This is a genomic window from Janibacter cremeus, assembly GCF_013409205.1.
Lineage (GTDB): Bacteria > Actinomycetota > Actinomycetes > Actinomycetales > Dermatophilaceae > Janibacter > Janibacter cremeus.
In genome coordinates, this window is the sequence record NZ_JACCAE010000001.1 from 1,743,744 (window position 1) to 1,768,661 (window position 24,918).

23 protein-coding genes are annotated in these 24,918 nt (G+C 69.6%); 20 read left to right on the forward strand and 3 right to left on the reverse strand.

Annotated elements, in window-relative coordinates; all coding sequences use genetic code 11:
- Positions 1–96: 96 nt before the first annotated feature.
- The 9 genes from BJY20_RS08275 to BJY20_RS08315 all read left to right on the forward strand — a co-directional run bounded on the left by BJY20_RS08275 (position 97) and on the right by BJY20_RS08315 (position 7,742).
- The gene (locus tag BJY20_RS08275; protein WP_185991094.1) at positions 97–2,454 is read left to right on the forward strand and encodes a transglycosylase domain-containing protein; all 2,358 of its coding nucleotides are present in this window, start codon (positions 97–99) and stop codon (positions 2,452–2,454) included.
- Positions 2,454–3,779: a hypothetical protein gene (locus BJY20_RS08280; RefSeq protein ID WP_185991095.1), complete on the forward strand. Its 1,326-nt coding sequence runs from the start codon at positions 2,454–2,456 to the stop codon at positions 3,777–3,779. Before BJY20_RS08275 ends, BJY20_RS08280 begins: the two co-directional genes overlap by 1 nt.
- A 159-nt stretch (positions 3,780–3,938) precedes the next feature.
- On the forward strand, positions 3,939–4,226 hold the full coding sequence (gene rpsF, locus BJY20_RS08285; RefSeq protein ID WP_185991096.1) for a 30S ribosomal protein S6: 288 nt from the start codon (positions 3,939–3,941) through the stop codon (positions 4,224–4,226).
- A 73-nt stretch (positions 4,227–4,299) separates the two neighbouring features.
- The gene (locus tag BJY20_RS08290; protein ID WP_185991097.1) at positions 4,300–4,893 is read left to right on the forward strand and encodes a single-stranded DNA-binding protein; all 594 of its coding nucleotides are present in this window, start codon (positions 4,300–4,302) and stop codon (positions 4,891–4,893) included.
- A gap of 97 nt (positions 4,894–4,990) precedes the next feature.
- Complete coding sequence (gene rpsR / locus BJY20_RS08295; RefSeq protein WP_159298264.1) at positions 4,991–5,227, forward strand: 30S ribosomal protein S18; 237 nt, start codon at positions 4,991–4,993, stop codon at positions 5,225–5,227.
- Positions 5,228–5,257: 30 nt separating this feature from the next.
- On the forward strand, positions 5,258–5,704 hold the full coding sequence (gene rplI, locus BJY20_RS08300) for a 50S ribosomal protein L9 (RefSeq protein ID WP_185991098.1): 447 nt from the start codon (positions 5,258–5,260) through the stop codon (positions 5,702–5,704).
- Between the two features lie 125 nt (positions 5,705–5,829).
- A complete protein-coding gene (locus BJY20_RS08305) occupies positions 5,830–6,408 on the forward strand; it encodes a hypothetical protein (RefSeq protein WP_185991099.1) in 579 nt (192 codons plus the stop codon).
- Positions 6,405–7,001, forward strand: a complete 597-nt coding sequence (locus tag BJY20_RS08310) for an OmpA family protein (RefSeq protein ID WP_185991100.1) — start codon at positions 6,405–6,407, stop codon at positions 6,999–7,001. The genes BJY20_RS08305 and BJY20_RS08310 overlap by 4 nt, the downstream gene beginning before the upstream one ends.
- A gap of 87 nt (positions 7,002–7,088) precedes the next feature.
- Complete coding sequence (locus BJY20_RS08315; RefSeq protein ID WP_185991101.1) at positions 7,089–7,742, forward strand: hypothetical protein; 654 nt, start codon at positions 7,089–7,091, stop codon at positions 7,740–7,742.
- A 72-nt stretch (positions 7,743–7,814) separates the two neighbouring features.
- Here the strand turns inward: BJY20_RS08315 and BJY20_RS08320 are convergent, their stop codons facing one another.
- On the reverse strand, positions 7,815–9,443 hold the full coding sequence (locus BJY20_RS08320) for an alanine/glycine:cation symporter family protein (RefSeq protein WP_185991102.1): 1,629 nt from the start codon (positions 9,441–9,443) through the stop codon (positions 7,815–7,817).
- An 87-nt stretch (positions 9,444–9,530) separates the two neighbouring features.
- Entirely contained in the window at positions 9,531–10,889 is a 1,359-nt protein-coding gene (locus BJY20_RS08325; RefSeq protein WP_185991103.1) for an MATE family efflux transporter, read from the reverse strand.
- A gap of 174 nt (positions 10,890–11,063) precedes the next feature.
- Between BJY20_RS08325 and BJY20_RS08330 the strand changes: the two genes are divergently transcribed.
- Positions 11,064–13,085, forward strand: coding sequence for a discoidin domain-containing protein (locus BJY20_RS08330; protein ID WP_343062821.1), 2,022 nt, complete (start codon positions 11,064–11,066; stop codon positions 13,083–13,085).
- 69 nt (positions 13,086–13,154) lie between these two features.
- Here BJY20_RS08330 and BJY20_RS08335 read toward each other — a convergent pair whose 3' ends face one another.
- A complete protein-coding gene (locus tag BJY20_RS08335; protein ID WP_281366030.1) occupies positions 13,155–13,895 on the reverse strand; it encodes a GntR family transcriptional regulator in 741 nt (246 codons plus the stop codon).
- Positions 13,896–14,040: 145 nt separating this feature from the next.
- On the opposite strand from BJY20_RS08335, the gene BJY20_RS08340 reads away from it, so the two are divergent.
- The 10 genes from BJY20_RS08340 (at position 14,041) to BJY20_RS08385 (ending at position 24,896) form a co-directional block, all read left to right on the forward strand.
- Positions 14,041–15,063, forward strand: coding sequence for a Gfo/Idh/MocA family protein (locus tag BJY20_RS08340; protein ID WP_185991104.1), 1,023 nt, complete (start codon positions 14,041–14,043; stop codon positions 15,061–15,063).
- A 2-nt stretch (positions 15,064–15,065) separates the two neighbouring features.
- Positions 15,066–16,001, forward strand: coding sequence for a TIM barrel protein (locus BJY20_RS08345; protein ID WP_185991105.1), 936 nt, complete (start codon positions 15,066–15,068; stop codon positions 15,999–16,001).
- A gap of 19 nt (positions 16,002–16,020) precedes the next feature.
- On the forward strand, positions 16,021–16,965 hold the full coding sequence (gene iolC / locus BJY20_RS08350; RefSeq protein ID WP_185992524.1) for a 5-dehydro-2-deoxygluconokinase: 945 nt from the start codon (positions 16,021–16,023) through the stop codon (positions 16,963–16,965).
- Positions 16,962–17,873 (forward strand): class I fructose-bisphosphate aldolase, encoded by a 912-nt coding sequence (locus tag BJY20_RS08355; protein WP_185991106.1) that lies wholly within the window; start codon positions 16,962–16,964, stop codon positions 17,871–17,873. Before iolC ends, BJY20_RS08355 begins: the two co-directional genes overlap by 4 nt.
- Positions 17,870–18,853 carry a 5-deoxy-glucuronate isomerase gene (gene iolB, locus BJY20_RS08360; RefSeq protein ID WP_185991107.1) on the forward strand — a complete coding sequence of 328 codons (984 nt, stop codon included), beginning with the start codon at positions 17,870–17,872 and terminating at the stop codon, positions 18,851–18,853. The genes BJY20_RS08355 and iolB overlap by 4 nt, the downstream gene beginning before the upstream one ends.
- 8 nt (positions 18,854–18,861) lie before the next feature.
- Positions 18,862–20,847 carry a 3D-(3,5/4)-trihydroxycyclohexane-1,2-dione acylhydrolase (decyclizing) gene (gene iolD / locus BJY20_RS08365; RefSeq protein WP_185992525.1) on the forward strand — a complete coding sequence of 662 codons (1,986 nt, stop codon included), beginning with the start codon at positions 18,862–18,864 and terminating at the stop codon, positions 20,845–20,847.
- 73 nt (positions 20,848–20,920) lie between these two features.
- On the forward strand, positions 20,921–21,895 hold the full coding sequence (locus BJY20_RS08370) for a sugar ABC transporter substrate-binding protein (RefSeq protein ID WP_185991108.1): 975 nt from the start codon (positions 20,921–20,923) through the stop codon (positions 21,893–21,895).
- Between the two features lie 6 nt (positions 21,896–21,901).
- Complete coding sequence (locus BJY20_RS08375) at positions 21,902–22,936, forward strand: ABC transporter permease subunit (protein WP_185991109.1); 1,035 nt, start codon at positions 21,902–21,904, stop codon at positions 22,934–22,936.
- On the forward strand, positions 22,936–23,823 hold the full coding sequence (locus BJY20_RS08380) for an ATP-binding cassette domain-containing protein (protein WP_185991110.1): 888 nt from the start codon (positions 22,936–22,938) through the stop codon (positions 23,821–23,823). The genes BJY20_RS08375 and BJY20_RS08380 overlap by 1 nt, the downstream gene beginning before the upstream one ends.
- Positions 23,820–24,896, forward strand: a complete 1,077-nt coding sequence (locus BJY20_RS08385; protein WP_343062823.1) for a Gfo/Idh/MocA family protein — start codon at positions 23,820–23,822, stop codon at positions 24,894–24,896. The genes BJY20_RS08380 and BJY20_RS08385 overlap by 4 nt, the downstream gene beginning before the upstream one ends.
- Positions 24,897–24,918: the final 22 nt, after the last annotated feature.

Sequence of the window (24,918 nt, forward strand, 5' to 3'; positions counted from 1 at the left end):
ATCGAGCAGATATGTCGGGCGTGAATGCACGTGCGTGTCGATCAGCGTTCATACTGGGTGGCGCACGACTGCCCCTTCGCCCGACGAGGTGTCCTCATGGCCGATCAACCACGCTCGCGTGCCGCCGCACGTCGGCGGCGTGGCGCGTCCCCGCGCGCCCGTCGTGGTGCCCGGCGCCGGGGAGGCGTCCTGCGCACGCTCCTGCTGGCCTTCGCGGCGCTCGTCGCCCTGGGCATCGTCGGGCTCGTCATCGCGTACATGGTCATCGACATCCCCAAGCCGAACGACCAGGCGGTCGCACAGGCCTCGGTCATCTACTACTCCGACGGCGAGACCGAGATGGACCGGATCGCCAAGGTCAACCGTGAGTCGGTCGACCTGGACGAGGTGCCCAAGGAGGTCCAGCACGCCTTCATCGCCGCCGAGGACCGCAGCTTCTACGACAACAGCGGCGTCTCGCCCACGGGCATCGCCCGTGCCGTGAGCGGCGTCATCTTCGGCGAGGACCGCGGCGGCGGGTCGACGATCACCCAGCAGTACGTGAAGAACTACTTCCTCACCCAGGACCAGACCTACCTGCGCAAGTTCAAGGAGATCCTGATCTCCGTCAAGATCGACGGCGAGCTGAGCAAGGACCAGATCCTGGAGAACTACCTCAACACGATCTACTTCGGGCGTGGCGCGGACGGCATCCAGACCGCCTCCGAGGCCTACTTCGACAAGGACGTGGAGGACCTGACCCCGTCCGAGGGTGCCCTGCTCGCCAGCGTCGTCAACGCGCCCTCCCTCTACGACCCGGCACTCGGCGAGGCACAGGCGAAGCGGGCCCAGGACCGGTGGGACTACGTCCTGGACGGCATGGTCGAAGAAGGCTGGATGACCGCCGCCCAGCGGCAGGATGCGAGCTTTCCCAAGACGACGGATCCAGAACGCTCGCAGTCACGCGACGACGACATCGGGTTCATCACGGAGGAGGTGCGCGCCGAGCTGCGTGAGAACCTCGACCTCACCGATGCCCAGATCGACCGCGGTGGCTTCAAGATCGTCACGACCATCGACAAGCAGGCCCAGAAGTCGGCGGCCAAGGCCGTCAAGGAACACCGTCCCACCGGGGAGCGTGCGTCCGACCTGCACATCGGCCTCGCTTCGGTGGAGCCCGGGGACGGTGCCATCCGCGCGATGTACGGCGGCCCGAAGTTCGGCGAGGGCAAGTTCGGCTACTTCAACGCCGCCGTGGACGGCAAGATGCAGGCCGGCTCGACGATGAAGCCCTTCACCATGATCGCCGGGCTGCGCGACGGTTTCCCGTTGTCGACCATGTACAGCGGCAGCAGTCCCTTCTACGACGACGCCTTCATCTACGACGGGCCCGGCGCCAGCGACATCCAGGAGCAGGGCGGTGTCGTCAACTACGGCAACGTCTCTTACGGTCCCGTGGACATGCGCACGGCCACGCAGAAGTCGATCAACACCTACTACGCCCAGCTCAACCTCGCGGTCACACCCAAGGCGAGCGCCGAGGCGGCCGAGGACGCCGGCGTCAAGGCATGGGTGGGCGAGAAGCAGGTCCCGCTCAACACCGACCCCACCAATGTCTTCGGCACCGATGCGGTCCGGGTCGTCGACATGGCCAATGCCTACGCGACGATCTCGGCGGAGGGGAAGCGCGCCGAGCCGTACTACATCGCCTCGGTCACGGGTACGGGTGAGCGCTCGATGGACTACGAGGCCACGCCGAAGGTGCGTCGGGTCTTCCCCGAGGACGTCACCCGCGACGCGATCCAGGGGATGAGCCGCGTTGACGACCCCGGCGGCACCGGATACCCGACGGTGGCCGACCTCGGCCGACCCGTCGGCGGCAAGACGGGGACGACCTCGAACAACTACGCGGCCTGGTTCGACGGCTTCACGCCGGGCCAGCTGGCCACGGCCGTCGGCATGTACAAGGGCGACGGCACCCTCGTGGAGAAGAACCAGCTGGTCAACATCGGTGGTTTCGCCGAGATCACCGGCGGCACCGTGCCGGCGCGGATCTGGACCGACTACATGATCGGCGCCCTCAAGGGCGAGCCGGTCACGCAGCTGCCACCACCGGGCAACGTCACGAAGCGGGCGCACACCGACCTGCCCTCCGATGCACCGGCCCCGTATACGCCCCCGCCCCCGCCGCCGGAGCCGACGACCACGCAGGAGCCGGAGCCCACGACGAGCAGCTCCTCCTCCTCGAGCAGCTCTTCCTCGAGCAGCTCGTCCAGCTCCTCCTCCTCGAGCAGCTCGACGAGCTCCTCCTCGACGAGCTCGTCGACCTCCTCGACGACGCCACCGAGCCCGACCACGTCGTCCTCGACGCCACCGTCCCCGACGTCGACGTCGACCCCGACGGTCCCTGAACCGACGCCCACCCCACCGCCGCCACCGGGGGGCGATCGGACGCGTGGCAACGGGTCCGGATAGTGCCCAGGGAGTCCGTGCCGGGTGACCTGCTCCCGCCGGACGCCAGCGCCGTCATCGGCGGTCGGCTCGGGCGTCGGGCCGCGGGCCGGGCGCGATCCCTGCGACACCTCGTGCCCGTGATCGTCGCCATGGTCTTCGTGCCCATGGCCGCGGCGGTCCTGCGCCAAGGCCACTGCGTGGCCCAGGGGTGGAACGGTGACGAGCAGTTCTGGCGGGGGTGCTTCTCCGACCTGCCCGCGCAGTACCAGCTGGCCGGCCTCGACGCGGGCCTGACCGGGTGGTTCACCTCCGGCCAGGAGCCGACCCAGATGCCTCTGGTGTCGGGGCTGATGGCGCTCCTGGGCGGATTCGTCCCGGCGGACTCCGGATGGCTGGAGGCAACCCGGTGGTACTTCGCCATGTGGACGGTGCTCATCGCCCTCTGTGCGGTGGTCGGGGTGTGGTGCGTGGCCCGGACGCGGCCGCAGCGACTCGACCTGGCGACCCAGCTGGCGCTGTCGCCGGTCTACGTCGTCGCTGCCCTGCTGTCCGCGGATCTCGTGGTCGTGGTGCTGGTCCTTGCGGCCGTGCTCGCGAGCAGCTGCCACCGGGCGACGACGGCGGGCATCCTGCTCGGTCTGGCACTGACCGGTCATGCGTGGGTCGGCATCGTCCTGCTCGCCCTGCTCGTCTCATCCCGACGCCTCGGGGGCCGTGAGGAGGCCGTGCGCACCGCGGCCATCGCGCTCGGGACGGCCGTGGGCATCGGGATCGTCCTGCTCGTCCTCGCCCCGGAGGTCGTCACCGGGCCGTTCACGTCGTGGTGGCACGAGAGTGCCGGCTACGGCTCCGTGCTGAGGATTCCGGCCCTGGTGGGCCACGCGCTCCCCGGATGGATCTCGCCGGCCGTGGCGCTCCTGGGGTGGCTCGTGGCGGCCGCCGGGGCGGTCGTGATGGATCGGCGCGCCTGGCGGCCGGCGACATGGGCGCAGGTGGCGGCCTTCGCCGTGCCGGTGGTCGCCCTCACCGGGACCTCCGTACCGGTCCAGGCGGCCCTGTGGGTCCTGCCGCTGGCGATCCTCGCCGGCGTCTCGTGGCGTACCCACCTCGGGTTCGTCGCGGTCGAGGCCGTGCACGCCACCGCGCTGTGGGTCTACATCGGTGGCATGTCGGACCCGGACGTCGGCCTGCCCGCGCAGTGGTACGCGGTCGTCGTGCTCGGTCGGACCATCGCGTGGGGCTTCCTGCTGTGGAGCGTCTGGTACACGCCGGTGGACAACCCGGTTGCCCGTCCACAGGCTCCCGTCACACCGGCGCCCTCTCCACAGGAGCCGGCGCGAGCCTGACCCTCCGGCCGCCTCCGGGGCACGCTTTGGTGCGAAGGGAGTGCAGCCGATACTCTGGACTGTCCTCGACCTGTCGTCCGACGGTCGGGAGCAGATGCACAGACCCTCCTGTCACGGAGAGACCGTGACCGCACAGACCGAAGGAGGCGGGTTATCAGCATGCGTCAGTACGAACTCATGGTCATCTTCGACCCGGAGAACGACGAGCGGGCCGTCCAGCCGCTGTTCGAGAAGTTCCTCACCGTCGTCACCAAGGACGGTGGCACCGTGGAGAAGGTCGACCACTGGGGCCGCCGTCGCCTCGCGTACGAGATCGACAAGAAGGCCGAGGGCCTCTACGCCGTCGCCGACATGACGTGCACGCCGGAGACGAGCAAGGAGCTCGAGCGTCAGCTCGGCCTCTCCGAGCAGGTCCTGCGCAGCAAGATCATGCGCGCCGACGCCTGAGGCGTCCTCCCCAAGGTTGTCGGCAGCTGCTGACAACCTCACCTGAGACGATCACCGATCGAGAAGGAAACCCATGGCAGGCGAGACCCCCATCACCGTCGTCGGAAACCTCACGGCTGACCCGGAACTGCGGTTCACCCCGAGCGGCGCGGCCGTGGCCAACTTCACCGTTGCCTCCACCCCGCGCACCTTCGACCGTCAGACCAACGAGTGGAAGGACGCGGAGACGCTCTTCATGCGTTGCTCCGTGTGGCGCGAGGCCGCGGAGAACGCTGCCGAGTCGCTGACCCGTGGCGCGCGCGTCGTCGTCACCGGGCGCCTGGTCTCCCGCTCCTGGGAGGACAAGGAGACCGGGCAGAAGCGCACCGTCATGGAGATGCAGGCCGACGAGGTCGGCCCGTCGCTGCGCTACGCCACCGCCAAGGTGACGAAGACCCAGCGCGGCGGTGGCGGCGGCCAGGGCGGCGGCTGGGGCGGAGGCGCACCCCAGGGTGGCGGCTCCGGCCCCGGTGGTGGCTTCGGTGGCCAGCAGTCCGACCCGTGGGCGACCGGTGGCCAGCAGGGCGGCGGTCAGCCGCAGCCCGGCTCCGGCGGTCAGCCCGCCGGTGGCCAGCAGGGTGGTGGTGGCTGGGGCAACGCGCCCAGCTACGACGAGCCCCCCTTCTGATCGATCTCTCACCGCCCGGTTCGTCCGGGCACTGACACACATCCCCATCCCGAGGACCACCCTCGGGCTCTCGTGAAACACGAAGGAGAGCACCACGATGGCCAAGCCCGTTGTGCGCAAGCCCAAGAAGAAGGCCAACCCGCTGAAGGCGGCGAAGGTCGAGAACATCGACTACAAGGACGCGAACCTGCTGCGCAAGTTCGTCTCCGACCGCGGCAAGATCCGCGCCCGTCGCGTCACCGGCGTCTCCGTCCAGGAGCAGCGCCGCATCGCGACCGCTGTGAAGAACGCCCGGGAGATGGCGCTGCTGCCCTACTCCTCGTCCAACCGCTGATCCGCGGCCGAGAAGAACCAGGAGCAGAACATGAAGGTCATCCTCACCCACGAGGTGTCCGGCCTCGGTACCGCCGGTGACGTCGTCGACGTCAAGCCGGGCTACGCCCGCAACTTCCTCTACCGTCGTGGTCTGGCCACGCAGTGGACGAAGGGAGCGCAGAAGCAGGTCGACGCCATCGCCGCCGGTCGTGCAGCGCGCGCCGTGAAGTCCTTGGAGGAAGCCACCTCCATCAAGGGCAACCTCGAGTCCCAGCAGGTCACGGTCGCCGCCCACGCGGGAGACTCCGGCCGCCTCTTCGGCGCCGTCACCAGCCGCGAGGTCGCCGAGGCGATCCGGGCCGGCGGTGGCCCGGAGATCGACCGTCGCACGATCGAGATCCCGACCCCGATCAAGAACGTCGGCCCGGCCGACGCTCTCGTGCGCCTGCACCCTGAGGTGCAGGCCAAGGTCAGCCTCGACGTCGTCGCGGGCTGATCCGAGCACACGCTCGAAGGGGGTCGGTCGCCGCGAGGTGACCGACCCCCTCGTCGTGCTCGTGGAGAACGCATGCGTTAGCCTCGCAGCGATTCATCAGGGACCGAAGAGGGGAACACATCATCATGCGTACACGCGCCGTCGCGCTCGCAGCAGCCACCGCCACCGCACTGAGCGGCTGCTCGATGCTCTCGTCGGACGGTGACTCCTCCGGCTCCTCCGAGTCGTCGGAGTCCGGCCAGGCCTCCGAGGGCGAGTCCGGGGAGGCCACGACGCAGACGGCGTTGGCCGCCGGGATCGACCCGGAGGACCCGCCGAAGGCGATCGCGGAGGGGACCTTCAAGTCGAGCAGCGACGACGTCTCGTCGACGAAGATCGAGCTGCTCAAGCTGCAGCCGAAGGACAACGTCATGCTCGCCGTCTTCCGGTTCACCGGTGACGGCCGGGGCAATGCGGAGACATCGGTCTACGACCTGATGGGGAAGCGTTCCTTCGACCCGGTCCTGATCGATCTGAAGAACCTCGAGAAGTACACCACCGTCGACGACCTCAGCCCGAGCCCGGTGTACACCAAGGCGCCGTTGGGTGACCCGATGTACTACTTCACGGCGTTCCCCCTGCCCAGGGACGGGGTGGAGGCGATGGACCTGCGCATGGCGGAGCAGATGGGCGCCATCGAGGACGTCCCGATGCCGCAGTCATGACCATCGCCAGCAGGAGGACCATGATCCGCGCCGGCGCCGTCGCCACCTTGGCCGTCCCCGCGATCGTGCTGGGTGCCTCGGGGGCCATTGCCGAGGACGACCCGCTGACGGTCGACACCCTCCCGTCGGTGACCGACAGCGAGCTCTCCGGTCACATCGACAGCATCGACATCCCGGACATCCGAGCCATCGACATCCCGGACATCGACACCTTCGAGCCCGAGGTCGAGGAGTCCGGCGACGAGACCGTCGTCAGCCTCCAGACGGACGTGCTCTTCCGCTTCGGCGAGGCCAAGCTGAGCTCGTCGGCCGAGGACGCGGTCGCCGAGGCCGTGGCAGGCCTGCCGGATGATGCCGAGGTCGAGGTCGTCGGGCACACCGACTCGATCGGCTCGGACGCCGACAACCAGAAGCTGTCCAAGAAGCGCGCGAAGGCAGTCGCCGACGTCATCGGGACCGAGCGTGACGACCTGACCCTCGACGTCAGCGGGAAGGGGGAGTCGGACCCGGTCGAGCCCAACGAGCGCGGCGGCGAGGACAACCCCGAGGGTCGGGAGAAGAACCGCCGCGTCGAGCTGCGGTACGCCGACTGACGGGGACGCCGGTCGCGAGCGACGCGCCGACAGGCGTCACCACCCCTTCGGCTTTCCTCGATGACCGGTCCGGGGCAGGATGCAGGGGTGACTTCTTCGGATCCGAATGACCGGCGCCGTGCGCTGCGGGAGGAGTTCTGGCGTGGTGTCGGCGTGCCCGGCCACACCCGCGGACCCCTCGACGACGCCGACGAGCCCTCGTTGTGGCCCGGTGGGGTGTCCTCCTACCGACACGTGGCGTCCGCCCATGCAACGATCGTGGCCACGGACGGCCTGAGCGATCCCGGCAGCCGGGACGTGCCCGGCGATGGCGGCGGCCCTGGTCTCGAGCTCTACATCGAGAGCATCGAGCTCACCGGCGACGACACCGGTGCCGGCCGGTGGCTCGTCGCCGCGCTGGAAGAGACCGCCGGGGCCGTCGCCGGAGCGGCGCCGACCGTCGCTGACGCCCTCGCCGAGCACGAGCTGCTCTCGCTGGAGGTGACCGGGGAGGGCGCCCCGTCCGAGTGGGTCTCCGACGGGCGTCTCGGCGTGCTCCTGGGGGTACGGCTGCCCGGCCGTGGCACCGGGTACGAGGTCGACGGGGAAAGGATCCACGTGCTGTCCGTGACCCCCCTTCGCCCGGAGGAGCTCGACGTGATCACCAACGAGGGACCGACGGGCCGTCGTCGGATCGCCGAGGCGCTCGCCGCCTCCGGCTGGTACTCCTACGCCGACACCGAGCGGCCGACCGTGCCCTGAGCCGACAGTGGCCGGACACCCACAGGGGCCCCGGGAGTCGATGACTCCCGGGGCCCCTGTGCTGCTGTTGAACTACTCCTTGGTGTGGTGTTCCTGCTCGGTGCCCTCCATCTTGGGCAGCTCACCGGTGTTGCCGTGCTCGGCACGGATCTCGGCGAGGTGGGCGTCGTCGTCGGCGCCGAGCTCGTACAGGCGACCGGACTTGCGGTCGGCGATGTACTCCCTCATGTCCTGGCGGATCTCCGGCAGCAGGATGTACAGCGCGGCGAGGTTGATGAAGCCACAGATGAAGAGGAACGAGTCGGTGATCGTCAGCACCTGGCCGAAGGTCAGCACCGTACCGATGACGGTGAAGGTGCAGAAGATCAACCGGTAGAGGTTCAGCGACATCTTCGAGTGGCCGAAGAAGAACTCCCAGGCCTTCTCCCCGTAGTAGCTCCACGTGATCAGCGTCGAGAAGGCGAAGAGGGCCACGGCCACGGCCAGCACGATCGGGAACCACGGCAGGAAGGTCTCGAAGGCGTCCGAGGTGAGCGTGACTCCGTCCGGCACGGCCCCACCGTCGATCACCTGGTCGATGCCGCCCTGGAAGGACGGTGCGTCGGCGATGATGATCGTCAGGGCGGTCATCGTGCAGACGACCACGGTGTCGATCAGGGGCTCGAGCAGGGCGACGAACCCTTCCGAGGTGGGACGACGGGTCTTGACCGGGGAGTGCGCGATGGGCGCGGAGCCCAGGCCCGCCTCGTTGGAGAAGGCGGCCCGCTGGAAGCCGACGATCAGGACACCGACAAGACCACCAAGTCCCGCCTGCGGGGTGAAGGCCCCTTCGATGATCGAGCCCAGGGCGGTGCCGATCTTCGAGAAGTTGCCGAGGATGACGAAGAGGCACGCGACGACGTACATGATGCCCATGAAGGGAACCAGCTTGCTCGTGACGCGGGCGATGGACTGGATGCCACCGAGGATGACTGCGGCGATGAGGCCGGCGAGGACGAGACCGAAGATGAGCGCGGCGCCGTCGGAGCCGAGGAACCCATCGCTGCCACCGGTGACGTCCTTGGCCTGGACGAAGGTCTGGTTGGCCTGGAACATGTTGCCGCCGCCGACGCCGAAGCCGAAGATGGCGATCGCGAAGCCGCCGGTGAGGATCATCGCCGGGACCTTGCCGAAGAGGCGGCCGAAGGCGATCGGCATGTACTTGAACGGTCCACCGGAGAAGGTGCCGTCGGCATTCTGCTTGCGGTACTTCACGCCCATGCTGCACTCGGCGAACTTCGTCGCCATCCCCAGCAGACCGCAGATGATCATCCAGAAGGTGGCGCCGGCGCCACCGAGGGCCATCGCGGCACCGACACCGGCGATGTTGCCCAGGCCCACGGTCCCGGACAGGGCGGACGAGAGGGCCTGGAAGTGGGTGATCTCGCCGGGGTCGTCAGCGTGGGAGAACTTGCCCCGCACGACCTCCATCGAGAGCTTCATCGAGCGGAACTGTGGGAACCCCAGGAAAACGGTGATGATCGTGGCCGCGGCCACGAGCCAGACCACGACGATCGGGATCGAGATCCCGGCGACGGGAAAGGCGTAGAACACCCAGCCGGAGATCCACGCGGCGAAGGGCTCGAAGAAACTGTCGATCGAGTCCTCGACGGCCTTCAGCGGTCCGGACTCGGCGGTCGGTATGAGCAGTGGTGAGACCATAAGCAGTTACCCAACACCCGACATGCCCATGTGACGTCAGTCACGAACCCGACTTTACCCAACCGTGACCTTTGGTGCGCCCAACGGTCAGCTCCGTCGCGGTCGCTCGGCCCCCAGCACGGCCCACGCATCCCCCCGGATCCGCCAGGCCATGCACGCGCCCCTCAGCAGCATGAAGACGGTGAACGCGGACCAGAGTACGACGACCGAGACGACGTCCCCGTGTCCCTCCCCGAGTGCGCGTGCCAACGCGACCACCGGGACGTAGGCGATGAGGACGAGGGTCATCGAGCCGGCCAGCCAGCGGCCGTCCCCGGCGCCGATGAGCACGCCGTCGATGACGAAGATGTAGCCCGAGAGGGGTTGGGCGAGGGCGATGACGACGAGGCCGCCGGCGATCGCCGCCTGTACCTGCGGGTCCTGGGTGAACAGGTGCGGGATGACCCGGTGCAGTGCAAGGACGATCACGCCGAGGCCGACGCCGCCCCACACGCCCCAGCGCACCATGAGGGTCGTGGCCGCTCGCGCCCCGTCGGCATCGCCGCCGCCGAGGGAGGCGCCGGTCAACGCCTGGCCGGCGATGGCCAGGGCGTCGAGCGCGAAGGTCAGCAGTGACCAGATCGTCGTCGTCACCTGGTAGGCCGCGAGCGGCACATCGCCGAAGCTCGCTGCGACGTAGACGGTGAGCAGGATGATCGCGCGCAGGGCCAGGGTGCGCACGAGCAGCGGCGCGCCGTCCAGGGCAGCGCCGACCACCCGACCGACGTGGGGGCGAAGGGAGGCGCCCACCCCCCGACCGCGGTGCAGCACGACGACCAGGAGGGCGAGTGCCATGCCCCACTGGGCGATCACGGTGCCCCAGGCGGCGCCGGCGATCCCCAGGTCCAGACCGAGGACGAGCAGCGCCGAGAGGGCGGCGTTGGCGCCGAAGCCGACGACCGAGACCGCCAGCGGCGTGCGCGTGTCCTGCAGGCCGCGCAGGATGCCGGTCGCGGAGAGGACGAGGAGCATCCCCGGCAGGCCCAGCGCGCTGATCTGCAGATAGGTCACGGCCTGGTCCAGCGCCGCCGGTGACGAGCCGAAGACTCCTGCGATCGGTCGCGCGAGCAGCCCGACGACCAGAGCGCCGACCACGCCGAGCCCGGCGGCCAGCCAGACCCCTCCGGCCCCGACCTCGATCGCGCCCCGCCGCGAGCCGGCGCCGACCTGGCGGGCCACGACGCTGGTCGTGCCGTAGGCGAGGAAGACGAACACTCCAGCCGCAGTGAGCAGTACGGAGCTCGCGGTTCCCAGGCCGGCCAGCGGGACGACACCGAGTCGACCGACGATGGCCGCGTCGACCATGAGGAAGAGCGGCTCGGCAACCAGCGCGAGGAAGGCGGGCACTGCCAGGGCCAGGACCTCGCGCGGGCCGGCGCTCGGCACGGTCGCAGAGTTCGAGGGCATGGGCGCCAGTCTCCACCTCGGGTGGTTGCTGCGCGGAAGGGGCCGCAAGTTACTGAGGGGTATACATTTTCATTACCGATCGGTAGCCTCTCCGTCGTCTCCCCCCGCCACTGATCGGAGTCCCCCTTGTCCCGGCCACGCCCTCGGCGCCCCCTTCCCTTCGTCGCTGTGCTGGTGACGGCTCTCCTCGCTCTGTCGATTCCGGGGGCCAACGCCGGTTCCCTCCCCTGGTACGAGCAGTCGGACCCCCAGGCCCGCGACTCGCAGGTCAACGTCTCCGGCGAACCCGCGAGCGGGACGACGCAGGATGGCCAGGTCCGCGGTCTCATCGACGCGCACACCCACCTGATGTCGAACGAGGGCTTCGGTGGGGACATCGTCTGCGGTGAGACCTTCAGCGAGGACGGCATCGAGAGCGCCCTGGTCGACTGCGACAGCCACGGCAGCGACGGGCGCACGGCCCTGATCGAGAACCTCACCAAGCTCGAGGGCAAGGGACCCTTCGACCCGCACTCGACGCAGCTGTGGCCCTCCTTCGAGGACGCCCCGAAGTGGTCCTCGTTGACCCATCAGCAGATGTACTACCGCTGGGTCGAGCGGGCCTGGCGCGGCGGTCAGCGGATCATGGTCGCGGACGCGGTCAACAACAACATCCTGTGCTCGCTGCCGACGCAGGTGAACAAGCACTCCTGCAACGACATGGACACCGTGCGCCGCCAGGTGCAGGAGACGAAGGACCTCGAGGCCTTCATCGACGAGCGCCACGGAGGTCCGGGCAAGGGGTGGTTCCGGATCGCCTACACGCCGCAGGAGGCGCGCAACTACATCGAGCAGGGCAAGCTCGCCGTCATCCTCGGGATGGAGATCTCCAACCCCTTCGGCTGCGGTGTCGCCCTCGGGGTCCCGAAGTGCACCAAGAAGCAGATCGATGCCGGTCTGGATGAGGTGAAGAACCTCGGTATCCGGTCGATGTTCCTGTGCCACAAGTTCGACAACGCCCTGTGCGGGGTCCGCTTCGACGAGGGCACCCAGGGGGTCATCGTCAACATCGGCAACTTCCTCAACACCGGCAGCTTCTGGCAGGTCGAGCAGTGCCGCACCGACCTGCACGACCACACGGTTGCCGGTGGGGTGGTACCACCGGACGTCGCCAAGGCCTTTCCCGTCCAGGTGCTACCGGTCTACCCGGAGGGTCCGCACTGCAACAAGCGCGGTCTGACCGACCTGGGCGAGTACGCCCTGCGCGGGATGATGGACCGCGGGATGCTCGTCGAGCTGGACCACCAGAGCGTCAAGGCGGCCAAGCGGACGATGGAGATCCTCGAGTCCGAGGGGTACCCGGGCGTCGTCTCGAGCCACTCGTGGATGGACAAGTCCTTCACCGAGCGGATCTACCAGCTCGGGGGTTTCGTCGCCCAGTACGGGCACGACGCGGACAGCTTCGTCGCCGAGGCAGCGGCGGGTGACGACCTTCGCGAGGAGTACGACGTCGGCTACGGCTTCGGGATGGACATGAACGGGTTCGGTGGTACCCCACCGCCGCGTCCGGACGCCGACGAGCGGCCGCTGGTCTACCCCTTCACTCCCGTCGTCGGCGAGGGCTCCATCGAGCGCCAGGTCACCGGTGAGCGGGTGTGGGACTACAACTCGGACGGCGTGGCCCACTACGGGATGGTTCCCGACTGGGTCGAGGACATGCGCTCCAACGGCGGGCCGGCCGGCCAGGAGGTCGTCGAGGATCTCCTGCGCGGCCCGGAGTCCTACCTGCGGTCCTGGCAGAACACCGCCTCCTGGGAGCCCGAGCAGGACCTGACGAAGGGAGCGAGGCCGTCCGCGAGCAGTGTCCAGTGGTCCCTGGGTGGCGCCTTCCGCGCGGGCAACGCCATCGACGACCGGCGCAACACCCGGTGGGCGAGCAAGTGGGGTGATGACGCCTGGTGGCAGGTGGAGTTCGACACCCCGCGTCAGGTCAGCCGGATCACCCTGGACTGGGAGCGGGCCCACGCCGAGGACTACCGGATCCAGACGAGTCTGGACGGCGCCGATTGGCAGACGGTGCATACCGTGACCGGCAGCGACGGGGGGATCGACACCATCCGGATCGACCCGACCTCGGCACGGCAGGTCCGGCTGGTCACCGACAAGCGGGCCACGAAGTGGGGCGTCTCCCTCCACGAGGTGACGATCACCAGCTGATCGGTGGTGCGACCGTCCATGACGGGCCCCGCACGGGGCCCGTCATGGACGGTCCCGCAGAGGCAGGGCTCAGCGCTCGTCGAGCATCAGGTCGATGGTGTAGTCCTCACCGCGGTAGGCGTGGTCGCCGAACTCGATCGCGGCACCCGCTGCGTCGAAAGCCATCCGGGTCATGGTCAGGACCGGATGGCCCGTGCCGAGGTCGAGCTCCCGGCGCTCCTCGGCCGTCGGCATGCGTGCCCCGATCGACTGCCGGGCGACGACCGGTTTGACGCCTCGTCGGCGCAGCAGCGCGTAGAGCCCCTCCTCCTCGAGGTCCTCTCTTGTGATGTCCGCGTGGGCCGGTGGGAGCCAGTTGTGCAGCAGGGCCAGGGGGAGGTCTGCGGCGAGGCGCACCCGCACGATGGACAACAGCTCCGCATCGGGCCCGAGATCGAGTGCCGCGGAGGCGCGCTCGTTGGTGCGGGTCTCCATGGACAGCACTCGTGTGTGCGGCTCCCGTCCCTCGGCCTGCAGGTCGTCGAAGAGTGAGGACAGGCGCGCCCTGCGGTGCACCTTGCGGTTGGCGACCGTCGTCCCCAGGCCCCGGCGGCGCACGAGGAGGCCGTGGTCGACCATCTCCTGGATGGCCCGACGCACGGTCGGTCGCGAGACGCTCAGCCGCTGGGCGAGGGCGACCTCGTTCTCGAAGGGGTCGCCCGGCTCGAGCCGGCCGTCGTCGACGGCGGCGGTGAGCTGCTCGGCGAGCTGGTGGTACAGCGGCACCGGCGACTCGCGGTCGATGACCACCTCGAGCTGCAGGGCTGGCATGCCGGTGAGCATACGGCACCCCTCCTGACAGACATACGTTCGCATGTCCTGACAAACTATTGACATGGCGGCTGGGCGTGCGCAAGAGTGATCCGCACCACCTCGACTGTCCCTGGTTCGTGGACCTACGCGAAGGAGCGCCCGGATGCGCATCGGATTGGTCGGCCTCGGCCGGATCGGCGCCTTCCACGCCGATACCCTGCTCGAGCTGGCGGCCGTGAAGACACTCGTGGTCAGCGATGCGCAGGAGCAGACGACGCAGGAGACGGCGACCCGGTTGCGCGCCGCCCACCCCGACAAGGCCGTCGAGATCGCCGTGGGCCCCGAGGAGCTGCTCGACGGGCTCGACGGGCTGGTCGTCGCCACGGCCACGCCGGGCCACGCGGAGTGGATCCGCCGGGGCATCGCTGCAGGCGTCCCGACCTTCTGCGAGAAGCCCGTCGCGGGTGGGCTCGCGGAGACGATCGACCTGGCCCGTCTGGAGGCGAGCACGAGCACACCGGTGCACGTGGGCCACCACCGGCGCTTCGATCCGGGATTCCGCCGACTGCGCGAGGCCGTGACCACTGACGAGCTCGGATTCATCACCTCGATCCGGGCCACCAGCCACGACCGGGTGCCGCCACACCCGTCCTTCATCCCGACCTCGGGAGGGATCTACCGCGACTGCGTCGTGCACGACATCGACGCCGCGCGCTTCGTCACCGGCCGCGAGGTCGCGTCGGTGTACGCGGTCGGGACGAACAAGGGCGCCGCCCACTTCAGCGAGGCCGGCGACGTCGACACCGGCGCCGCCGTGCTCACCATGGACGACGACACCCTCGTGCTCGTGTCCGCAACCCGCTACAACGGCGCCGGGTACGACGTGCGGATGGAGGTCCACGGGCAGCTGGGGACGCTGGCTGCCGGCCTGGACCAGGCCCTGCCGATGCGTAGCGCGGAGGCCGACGTCGACTTCCCCCAGGGCCCCTCCCGGCAGACCTTCATGGAGCGATTCCTGCCCGCCTACCGGGCCGAGCTCACCGCCTTCCTGCAGGTGGCCGCCGACCACGGGCAGAGCCCCTGCACCATCGCGGATGCCTTGGCGGCGTTCCGCACTGCCGAGGCCTGCGAGCTCTCGCGCGCGCAGGCGCGCCCCGTACCCCTGACCGAGATCGAAGGACTGTGACCATGACCCAGACGACCACATCGCGTCCCCCGCTGACGCAGCGCATCGCCGGTGCCCCGATCTGCTGGGGGGTCTGCGAGGTCCCCGGGTGGGGATTCCAGCACGAACCTCCCCTCGTGCTGACCCAGATGCGTGAGCTGGGCCTGGCCGCGACGGAGTTCGGTCCGGACGGTTTCCTGCCCGACTCCCCGCAGGGGAAGGCCGACACCCTCGCCGAGTACGGGCTCGCCGCCGTCGGCCAGTTCGTCCCAGTCGTCCTCCACGACCCGCAGCTCGACCCCCTTCCGGTCGTCGAGGCCGCGATGGCCGGGCTCCTCGCTGCCGGGGCCTCGACCGTCATCATCGCCGCGGCCACCGGGGCGGAGGGCTACGACGCGCGCCCGGAGATGGACGAGCAGGGCTGGTCCACGCTGCTGGCCAACCTCGACCGGATCGATGCGGAGGCCGCTGAGCGGGGTCTCACCGCGACCCTGCACCCGCACGTCGGCACGATGGTCGAGTCGGGAGAGGAGACCGACCGTGTCCTGGCCGGATCGCGGATCGGGCTCTGCCTCGACACCGGCCACCTGCTCATCGGCGGGGGCGACCCGGTCAAGGTAGCCGTCGAGCACCCGGACCGGATCGCCCACATGCACCTGAAGGATGTCGACATCGCCTGGGCGCGCAGGGTCCAGGACGGCTCCGCCGCCTACACCGACGCGGTGGCCGCCGGAATGTACGTGGCGCTCGGCGAAGGGGACGTCGACGTGGCGGCCATCGTCTCCGCCGTGGAAGGGGCCGGTTACACCGGGTGGTACGTGCTCGAGCAGGACACGATCCTGCCCGGTGACCCCGCGGACCCCGCCACGCCGAAGGGGAGCGGCGACCCCGTCACGGACGTGCGCACCTCCGTGGCCCACCTGACGTCGATCGCCGAGTCCCTGGCGAAAGGGGCCTGACGTGCTCGACCTGGTCACCATGGGTCGCACCGGGGTGGACATCTACCCCCTCGACCACGGCGTGCCCCTGGAGGAGGTGCGCACCTTCGAGAAGTTCCTCGGTGGGTCCGCGACGAACGTCGCCGTGGCGGCAGCCAGGTACCGGCGACGTGCCGCCCTGGTGACCAAGACGGGCGCCGACGCCTTCGGTCGCTACGTGCGGGCCGAGGCCGAGCGCCTCGGCGTCGTCGGCGACTTCATCACCCCGATCGAGGGGGAGGGGCCACCCACGCCGGTGACCTTCTGCGAGGTGTACCCGCCGGACGACTTCCCGCTCTACTTCTACCGCTACCCGAGGGCACCCGACCTCATGCTCACCGAGGCCGACCTGCCGCTGGAGCAGATCCGCTCCGCCCGCGTCTTCTGGACGACGGTGACCGGCCTGTGCCAGGAGCCCTCCCGCGCTGCGCACCACGTCGCCTTCGCCGCGCGCGGCCGGGCTCGGCACACGGTGCTCGACCTCGACTACCGACCGATGTTCTGGACCGACCCGAGCGAGGCCTCCGCGCAGGTCGGCCGTGCCCTGGAGCACGTGACCATCGCGGTGGGCAACAAAGAGGAGTGCGAGGTGGCCATCGGCGAGAGCGACCCGCACCGCGCGGCCGACGCCCTCCTCGAGCGCGGCCTGGAGCTGGCCGTCGTCAAGCAGGGCCCGAAGGGAGTGCTCGCCGCCACCGCGGACGAGCGCGTCGAGGTTCCGCCATACTTCGTGGACGTGGTCAACGGACTCGGCGCGGGCGATGCCTTCGGCGGCGCCCTGGTCCACGGCCTCCTCGAGGGGTGGGACCTGCAGCGGGTCCTGGAGTTCGCCAACGTGGCCGGGGCGATCGTCGCCTCCCGGCTGGAGTGCAGCACCGCGATGCCGACCGCTGACGAGGTCGAGGCCGGCATCGCCGACTGGACGACGAAGGAGGCGAGCGCATGACTGCCACGACCGGTGCGGCCGCGACATCGGTCGACATCGCCCACCTGACGCAGGTGCGCGCGAGCGACCCCGGCGCGTTCGCCCGCGCCTGGGCCACGCGCTCGCGTCGACCGTTGCTCGGCGACGACGGGCGGATGCTCCTCGTCGCCGCCGACCACCCGGCCCGCGGCGCACTCGGGGTACGCGACCGGGCCATGGCCATGGGCTCCCGTTCCGACCTGCTCGAGCGCCTGGTGACGGCCCTCGCCCGACCCGACGTCGACGGTGTGCTGGCGACCCCGGACATCCTCGACGACCTGGTCCTGATGGGTGCCCTGGAGGACAAGGTCGTCATCGGATCGATGAACCGCGGCGGCCTGCAGGGGGCGGTCTACGAGCTCGACGACCGGCTCACCGGGTACACGCCGGACGAGATCGCCCGTCGCGGCCTCGATGGTGGCAAGACGCTCACCCGCATCGCGCTCGAGGACCCGGGCAGTGTCGCGACGCTCGAGGCGACCGCCAGGGCCGTCGACGAGCTCGGGGCCCACGGACTCATGGCGATGGTGGAGCCGTTCTGGTCGCAGCGGCGTGACGACAAGGTGGTCAACCTGCTCGACCCCGACAGCACGATCAAGTCGATCAGCGTGGCCGCCGGCCTGGGCGCCAGCAGCGCACACACCTGGCTCAAGCTGCCCGTCGTCGACGACCTGGAGCGGGTCATGGACGCCACGACGATGCCGACGGTCCTCCTCGGCGGCGACCCGCAGGGCGACCCGCACGACACCTACGCCGCGTGGGGTCGCTCGCTGGACATCCCCCAGGTGCGTGGTCTCGTCGTCGGCCGGGCTCTGTTGTACCCGCCGGACGGCGACGTGGCCGCCGCCGTCGACATCGCCGCCGAGCTCGTCCACGGAGGTTCTGCATGACTGACCACATCCCCCGCGCCGGAGCGGACAACGAGCGCTGGTTCCACCCCTTCGCTCCCAGAGGCTCCGGCTGGGCCGTCGAGATCACCGATGCCATCGACGGTTGGGAGCACACCTCCTTGCGCGTCGCCATCCTCGCCCCTGGGGCCTCGATCAGCCACACCCTGCAGCAGGAGGAGGGCGTCCTCGTCCCGCTCGTCGGGGGCGCGTCCGTCGAGGTGAGCTACGCCGGTCAGAGCGGGCAGTTCACGCTGGTCGGTCGGCCCTCGGTCTTCGTCGGTCCGAGTGACACCCTCTACCTGCCCGCCTCGAGCGAGGTGACCCTGACGAACACCGACGACGTGCCGACCCGGATCGCCCTGTGCGGAGCGCACGTCGAGGACGCCACCGGCGGCGGCCGCAGGGTCGTGCACACCCCCATCGACCGGGTGCCGGTCGAGCTGCGCGGGGCCGGCGCCTGCAGCCGCGAGGTGCGTGGTTTCGCCATGCCGGACGCGCTGCCCGATGCCGAGCAGATCCTGGCCTGCGAGGTCGTCACCCCCGCTGGTGGCTGGAGCTCCTACCCGCCGCACAAGCACGACACGGACCGCCCCGGCCAGGAGAGCGTCCTCGAGGAGATCTACTACTTCGAGACGCAGTCGGTCGGTGACATCGCCGAGGGACGCTCGCCACTCACCCGCGGCACCGACCGTGACGACGGGCGCCAGCCGGTCGGTTACCAGCAGGTCTACGGCACCCGGGGCAGGCCGATCGACGTCCTGGCCGAGGTCGCGACGGGTGACACGGTGCTCGTACCGCACGGGTGGCACGGGCCGGCGATGGCCGCCCCGGACGCCGATCTGTACTACCTCAACGTCATGGCCGGCCCCGGCCCCGAGCGGGCGTGGCTCATCTGCGACGACCCCGCCCACGGCGAGATCAGGGCCACGTGGGCCGATCAGGACATCGACCCCCGGCTTCCTCTGGGAGGTGGACTGTGAGCACCCAGATGGGGTCATCCGTGGCGGGTGGCACAGCAACGGTCCGTCTGACCGTCGGTCAGGCCGTCGTGCGCTTCCTGGCCAACCAGTTCAGCGAGCGCGACGGGCAGCGGCAGCCCCTCTTCGCGGGATGCCTGGGCATCTTCGGCCACGGCAACGTCGCCGGAGTCGGCCAGGCGCTGCTCCAGCACGAGCTCGACGGCACGGGCAACGACGGCGGGCCCCCTGCCATGCCCTACGTGCTCGCCCGCAACGAGCAGGCGATGGTGCACACCGCCGTCGCCTACGCCAAGCAACGCGACCGGCTGCAGACGTGGGCGTGCACCTCATCCGTCGGGCCGGGCAGTACCAACATGCTCACCGGGGCCGCACTGGCGACGATCAACCGGTTGCCGGTGCTGCTGCTGCCCAGCTCGACCTTCGCCACCCGCGCAGCCGGCCCCCTGCTGCAGGAGCTGGAGGCACCGCAGGCCGGCGACCTGACCGTCAACGACGCCTTTCGCCCGCTCTCGCGCTTCTACGACGAGGTGCGCCGGCCCGAGCAGCTGCCGAGCATCCTGCTGGCCGCGATGCGGGTGCTCACCGACCCGGCAGAGACGGGCGCGGTGACCGTCTCCCTTCCCCAGGACGTGCAGGCCGAGGCCCACGACTGGCCGCTCGAGCTCTTCGCCGAGCGCACCCACCACGTCGCCCGGCCGCCGGCCGAGCCCTCCCGAGTCGCCGCTGCAGCGCAGGTCATCCGTTCCGCGCGACGCCCGATGGTCGTCGCCGGCGGCGGCGTCCACTACTCCGGCGCGGAGGAGGCGCTCGCGGAATTCTGCGCCGCGACCGGCATTCCCGTCGGCGAGACCCAGTCCGGCAAGGGGTCGCTCCTGCACGGCAACCCCCGGCTCCTCGGCGCGGTCGGGTCCACCGGGACCACGGCGGCCAATGCGGTTGCGGCGCAAGCGGATGTCGTCATCGGTATCGGCACCCGTTACCAGGACTTCACCACCGGCTCCCGAACCGCCTTCGCCGCCGAGGGCGTGCGCTTCGTCAACCTCAACATCTCCCCCTTCGACGCGGTGAAGCACTCGGGCCTGACAGTCATCGGGGACGCCCGCGAGTCCCTCACCGCCCTGACCGCCGCACTCGAGGGGTGGTCGGTCCCCGAGGACTACCGGGACGAGCAGGGGCGGCTGTGGACGCAGTGGGACACCCAGGTCGAAGCCAGCCACCACCCTTCGCCCGAGATCACCGATGCGCTCGCCGACGGCCTGCTCACCCAGGGCACCGTCCTGGGCCTGGTCAACGAGCTGAGTGACCCGCGCGACGTCGTCCTGTGTGCCGCCGGCTCCATGCCGGGTGACCTGCACAAGACGTGGCGGGTGCGTGACCGCCGGGCCTACCACGTCGAGTACGGCTATTCCTGCATGGGCTACGAGGTTCCGGCCTCCCTCGGGATCCGCTGGGCGGACCCGAGCCGGGAGGTCTTCGCGATGGTCGGCGACGGCGGTTACCTGATGATGCCGACCGAGCTGGTCACCGCTGTGCAGGAGCGCACCAAGGTCATCGTCGTCCTGGTGCAGAACCACGGGTTCCACTCGATCGGATCGCTGTCGCAGTCGCTCGGCTCGCAACGCTTCGGCACCGCCTACCGGGCCCGCGACGCAGTGACCGGGCGGCTCGAGGGCGAGCGACTGCCCGTGGATCTGGCAGCCAACGCCCGGTCGCTGGGCTGCCGGGTCATCGAGGTCCACGACCGCGAGGGCATGGCCGCAGCCATTCGGGAGGCGAAGGGGGCGCCCGCCGACGGCGGACCCGTCGTCATCCACGTCGAGACCGACCCCCACGTCTTCGCACCAGACTCCGCCTCGTGGTGGGACGTCCCGGTCAGCCAGGTCAGCGAGCTGGAGAGCACCCAGGAGGCCCACGTCGACTACATCCGCCACAAGGCAGACCAACGCACGTACCTGACCCCCACCGACCCGACGAGCAGCCACACCCACAACTGAAACCGGTGCCCAGCAGGGCACCGTCCCCCTTCGCCCACCGCAGCGCTGCGGTGGCCCGAGAAAGGCAGAACCCATGTCACGTTTCACTCGCGCCAGCGTCGTCGCGACGTCGGCCGCCGCCGCACTCCTCCTCGCCGCCTGCTCCTCCTCCGGCGGCAAGGAGACCACGGACGACGACGGAGGCGGATCCGCAGGTGGCGCCGACACCGAGCGGATGACCGTCGCCTTCATCACCCACGCTGCTCCGGGCGACACCTTCTGGGACCAGGTCCGCTCCGGTGCCGAGGACGCGGCGAAGAAGGACAACGTCGAGCTCCAGTACACCGCCGACCCCGAGGGGTCGAACCAGGCCCGGCTCGTGCAGCAGGCCGCCGACAAGGACGTCGACGGCATCGCGGTCACCCTGGCCAAGCCCGACGCGATGCAGGGCAATGTCGAGAAGGCCGTGAACGCCGAGATCCCCGTCGTCGCGCTCAACGCGGGCATGGACGACTGGAAGGAGATGGGCATCCTCTCCTTCTTCGGTCAGGACGACGGCCTGGCCGGCGAGGCCGCCGGCGAGCGACTGAAGGAGGAGAAGGCAGGAAAGACCCTCTGCGTGATCCAGGAGCAGGGCCACGTCGGACTCGAGGCGCGCTGTGCAGGTGTCGCGAAGACCTTCGACAAGTCGGAGAAGATCTACGTCAAGGGCACCGACACGGCGAACGTCCAGTCGACGATCACCGCGAAGCTGCAGAAGGACGACAGCATCACCCACGTGCTGACCCTCGGTGCCCCCTACGCGATGATCGCGCTGAAGTCCGTCGACGAGTCCGGCAGCGACGCCGAGGTGGCCACCTTCGACCTCAACGACCAGGCGCTGCAGGCGATCAAGGACGGCGACATCATCTGGGCCGTCGACCAGCAGCCCTACGTCCAGGGCTACCTGGCCGTCGACTCGCTGTGGCTGAAGGCGAACAAGGGCATGGAGGTCGGCGGCGGTCAGCCCGTCCTGACCGGCCCCGCCTTCGTCGACGAGAGCAACGTCGACCTGTTGCTGGAGAAGTGATCCCAGGTGGCTGCGCAGTCCACACAGCCCGCCGATGACCGGGTGGTGTCCAGGGGGAGCCTGAACCTCCTCTTCGCCCGCCCGGAGGTCGGTGCGCTCATCGGCGCGATCGTCGTGGCGATCCTCTTCATCGCCGTGGCACCGAGCTTCCGGAGCGTGGGAAACGTCGGCACGATCCTCTACGCGGCCGCCGCCATCGGCGTCATGGCCGTCGGGGTGTCCCTGCTCATGGTGGGCGGCGAGTTCGACCTGTCCACCGGGGTGGCGGCCACCGCTTCCGGCATCACCGCCGCGCTGACGGCGTGGAACTTCGGGCTGAACGTGTGGGTGGGGGTTTTGGCCGCCCTGGTCTTCTCACTGCTCGTCGGGGCCTTCAACGGATGGTTGCTCATGCGTACGGGGTTACCGAGCTTCCTGGTCACGCTCGGTACCTTCTTCATCCTCCAGGGAGCAAACCTCGCCGTCACCCGCCTCGTCGGCGGGACGGTCTCGACGCCGCAGATCTCGAACATGGCCGGCTTCGCCTCCGCGAAGAACGTGTTCGCCTGGCAGCTCCAGATCGGTCCGGTGAGCATCAAGGCCCTTGTCGCGTACTGGCTGCTCCTGGTGGTCGTCGGGTCGCTGGTGCTCACCCGCACCCGGGTGGGCAACTGGATCTTCGCCGTCGGTGGGGACGCGGCGGCGGCCCGTGCCGTCGGCGTCCCGGTCAAGGCGGTGAAGATCGGTCTGTTCGTCTTCGTCGGGTTCTGCGCCTGGGTCCTGGGCATGCACCTGCTCTTCTCCTACAACGTCATGCAGTCGGCGGAGGGTGTCGGCAACGAGTTCATCTACATCATCGCCGCGGTCGTCGGGGGCTGCCTGCTCACCGGCGGCTTCGGCTCGGTCATCGGCGCCGCACTCGGGGCGCTGATCTTCGGGATGACCCAGATGGGCATCAACTACGCCGGCTGGAACGTCGACTGGTTCTACACCTTCCTCGGCGTGATGCTCCTGCTGGCGACCCTGGTCAACATGTACGTGAAGAAGAAGGCTGATGGCTGATGACCACTGCACCCGAAACAACCGATCGCCCCGAGCAGACGGCGCCCCTGGTCACCCTGGAGGACGTCGGCAAGTCATACGGCAACGTCCATGCCCTGCGCGGGGTCAACCTCGAGGTCCATGCGGGTGAGGTGACCTGTGTCCTGGGCGACAACGGTGCCGGCAAGTCCACCCTGATCAAGATCATCGCGGGACTGCACGAGCACACCACCGGCACGTTCACCGTCAACGGGGTCAAACGGAACCTGGCCTCGCCCCGTGCGGCCCAGGCCCTGGGAATCGCGACGGTGTACCAGGACCTGGCGTTGGCGCCGTTGATGTCGGTGTGGCGCAACTTCTTCATGGGTAACGAGCTGCGCAGGGGTCTCTTCCTCGACACGGCGAGGATGCGGCAGATCGCCGAGGACGAGCTGTCCAAGATGGGCATCTTCATCGGTGACCTCGACCGTCCGGTCGCCGGCCTCTCGGGCGGCCAGAAGCAGTGCATCGCGATCGCCCGGGCGATCTACTTCGGTGCCCAGGTGATCATCCTCGACGAGCCGACGGCGGCTCTGGGCGTCAAGCAGTCCGGGGTCGTCCTGAAGTACATCGCCAAGGCGCGTGACGCCGGCCTGGGCGTGGTCTTCATCACCCACAACCCGCACCACGCGTACCTCGTGGGCAACCGCTTCATCGTCCTCAAGCTGGGCAGGCTCACCCTCGACACCCACCGGGACGAGCTCTCCCTCGACCAGCTGACGGCGGAGATGGCCGGTGGTCAGGAGCTGGCCGAGCTGCAGCACGAGCTCGGTGGCGTCGGTTCCGGCAGGACGGCCGATCCGCAGGACGAGTCGGCCGGCCCCGACGCGCCTGTCGACCACGACGACGGGACGAAGGGGGAGGTGTGACCCTCCCTTCGTCCCCCGACCCGGCTACGGCCGTGTCCGGGCACCCGCTGCGGGTCGGTGTGGTCGGGGTCGGCGTCATGGGCGCGGACCACGTCCGTCGACTGGCCACACGGATCGCCAACGCGACCCTCGTGGCCATCGCCGACCCCGATGCCGAGCGTGCGCAGGAGCTCGCCGACGAGCCCGGTGCGGGCGTTCGGGTGATCGCCGACCCGATGGAGCTGATCGCCGACGACGGCGTCGACGCGGTCCTGCTGGCCTCGCCCGGGGCGGTGCACACCGAGCAGCTGCTCGCCTGCATCGAGCGGGGCACGCCGGTGCTGTGCGAGAAGCCACTGACGATGGACAGCGAGTCCTCGATGCGGGTCATCGAGGCCGAGCGGGCGGGCGGGAGAGCGCTGGTGCAGGTCGGCTTCATGCGCCGCTTCGACCCGGAGTACGCGCGGCTGAAGCAGCTCCTGGACTCCGGCGACCTGGGGCGGACCCTGATGCTGCACCAGGTCCACCGCAACCTGACCGTGCCCAACCCGCACTTCGCCTCGGAGATGATCGTGCGTGACAGCCTCGTCCACGAGGTCGACTGCGCGCGCTGGCTCCTCGGTGAGGAGATCGCCTCCGTGCAGGTGATCTCCCCGACGCCGACGCGACATGCACTCGAGGGCGTTGTCGACCCCCAGGTCTCGATCTTCCGGATGGCCTCCGGAGCGGTCGTGACCAACGAGGTCTTCGTCAACAGCCGCACCGGCTACGAGGTGCGCTGCGAGGCGGTCGCCGAGTCCGGCAGCGCGATCATCGGCCGCCCTGCCTCGGGGATCTACACCACGCGGACGGTCCCGGGCGGCGGTGCGGGCTCGTGGGGTGGCGGGATCGATCCTGACTACCGCACTCGCTTCGAGCGCGCCTACGACCTCGAGGTCCAGGCCTGGGTCGATGCCACGCGCCGCGGCGAGCTCGTCGGTCCGACGAGCTGGGACGGCCATGCCTCGACCGTGGTGTGCACGGCCGGCATGGAGTCCTTGGCCACCGGCGCGCCGGTCGACGTGGCCCTTCGGGCACCCGCGATCCGCGCTTGAGCATATTGATAGTATGTCCTTA

What these genes read in the sequence shown, in the direction of transcription:
- rplI (WP_185991098.1), top strand. Translation starts at nt 5,258, where the DNA reads ATGAAGGTCATCCTCACCCACGAGGTGTCCGGCCTCGGTACCGCCGGT.
- BJY20_RS08320 (WP_185991102.1), bottom strand. Translation starts at nt 9,443, where the DNA reads ATGGTCTCACCACTGCTCATACCGACCGCCGAGTCCGGACCGCTGAAG.
- BJY20_RS08290 (WP_185991097.1), top strand. Translation starts at nt 4,300, where the DNA reads ATGGCAGGCGAGACCCCCATCACCGTCGTCGGAAACCTCACGGCTGAC.
- iolD (WP_185992525.1), top strand. Translation starts at nt 18,862, where the DNA reads ATGGGGTCATCCGTGGCGGGTGGCACAGCAACGGTCCGTCTGACCGTC.
- BJY20_RS08355 (WP_185991106.1), top strand. Translation starts at nt 16,962, where the DNA reads ATGACTGCCACGACCGGTGCGGCCGCGACATCGGTCGACATCGCCCAC.
- BJY20_RS08310 (WP_185991100.1), top strand. Translation starts at nt 6,405, where the DNA reads ATGACCATCGCCAGCAGGAGGACCATGATCCGCGCCGGCGCCGTCGCC.
- iolB (WP_185991107.1), top strand. Translation starts at nt 17,870, where the DNA reads ATGACTGACCACATCCCCCGCGCCGGAGCGGACAACGAGCGCTGGTTC.
- BJY20_RS08340 (WP_185991104.1), top strand. Translation starts at nt 14,041, where the DNA reads ATGCGCATCGGATTGGTCGGCCTCGGCCGGATCGGCGCCTTCCACGCC.
- BJY20_RS08325 (WP_185991103.1), bottom strand. Translation starts at nt 10,889, where the DNA reads ATGCCCTCGAACTCTGCGACCGTGCCGAGCGCCGGCCCGCGCGAGGTC.
- BJY20_RS08305 (WP_185991099.1), top strand. Translation starts at nt 5,830, where the DNA reads ATGCGTACACGCGCCGTCGCGCTCGCAGCAGCCACCGCCACCGCACTG.
- rpsR (WP_159298264.1), top strand. Translation starts at nt 4,991, where the DNA reads ATGGCCAAGCCCGTTGTGCGCAAGCCCAAGAAGAAGGCCAACCCGCTG.
- BJY20_RS08275 (WP_185991094.1), top strand. Translation starts at nt 97, where the DNA reads ATGGCCGATCAACCACGCTCGCGTGCCGCCGCACGTCGGCGGCGTGGC.
- BJY20_RS08370 (WP_185991108.1), top strand. Translation starts at nt 20,921, where the DNA reads ATGTCACGTTTCACTCGCGCCAGCGTCGTCGCGACGTCGGCCGCCGCC.
- iolC (WP_185992524.1), top strand. Translation starts at nt 16,021, where the DNA reads ATGGGTCGCACCGGGGTGGACATCTACCCCCTCGACCACGGCGTGCCC.
- BJY20_RS08380 (WP_185991110.1), top strand. Translation starts at nt 22,936, where the DNA reads ATGACCACTGCACCCGAAACAACCGATCGCCCCGAGCAGACGGCGCCC.
- rpsF (WP_185991096.1), top strand. Translation starts at nt 3,939, where the DNA reads ATGCGTCAGTACGAACTCATGGTCATCTTCGACCCGGAGAACGACGAG.
- BJY20_RS08335 (WP_281366030.1), bottom strand. Translation starts at nt 13,895, where the DNA reads ATGCCAGCCCTGCAGCTCGAGGTGGTCATCGACCGCGAGTCGCCGGTG.
- BJY20_RS08345 (WP_185991105.1), top strand. Translation starts at nt 15,066, where the DNA reads ATGACCCAGACGACCACATCGCGTCCCCCGCTGACGCAGCGCATCGCC.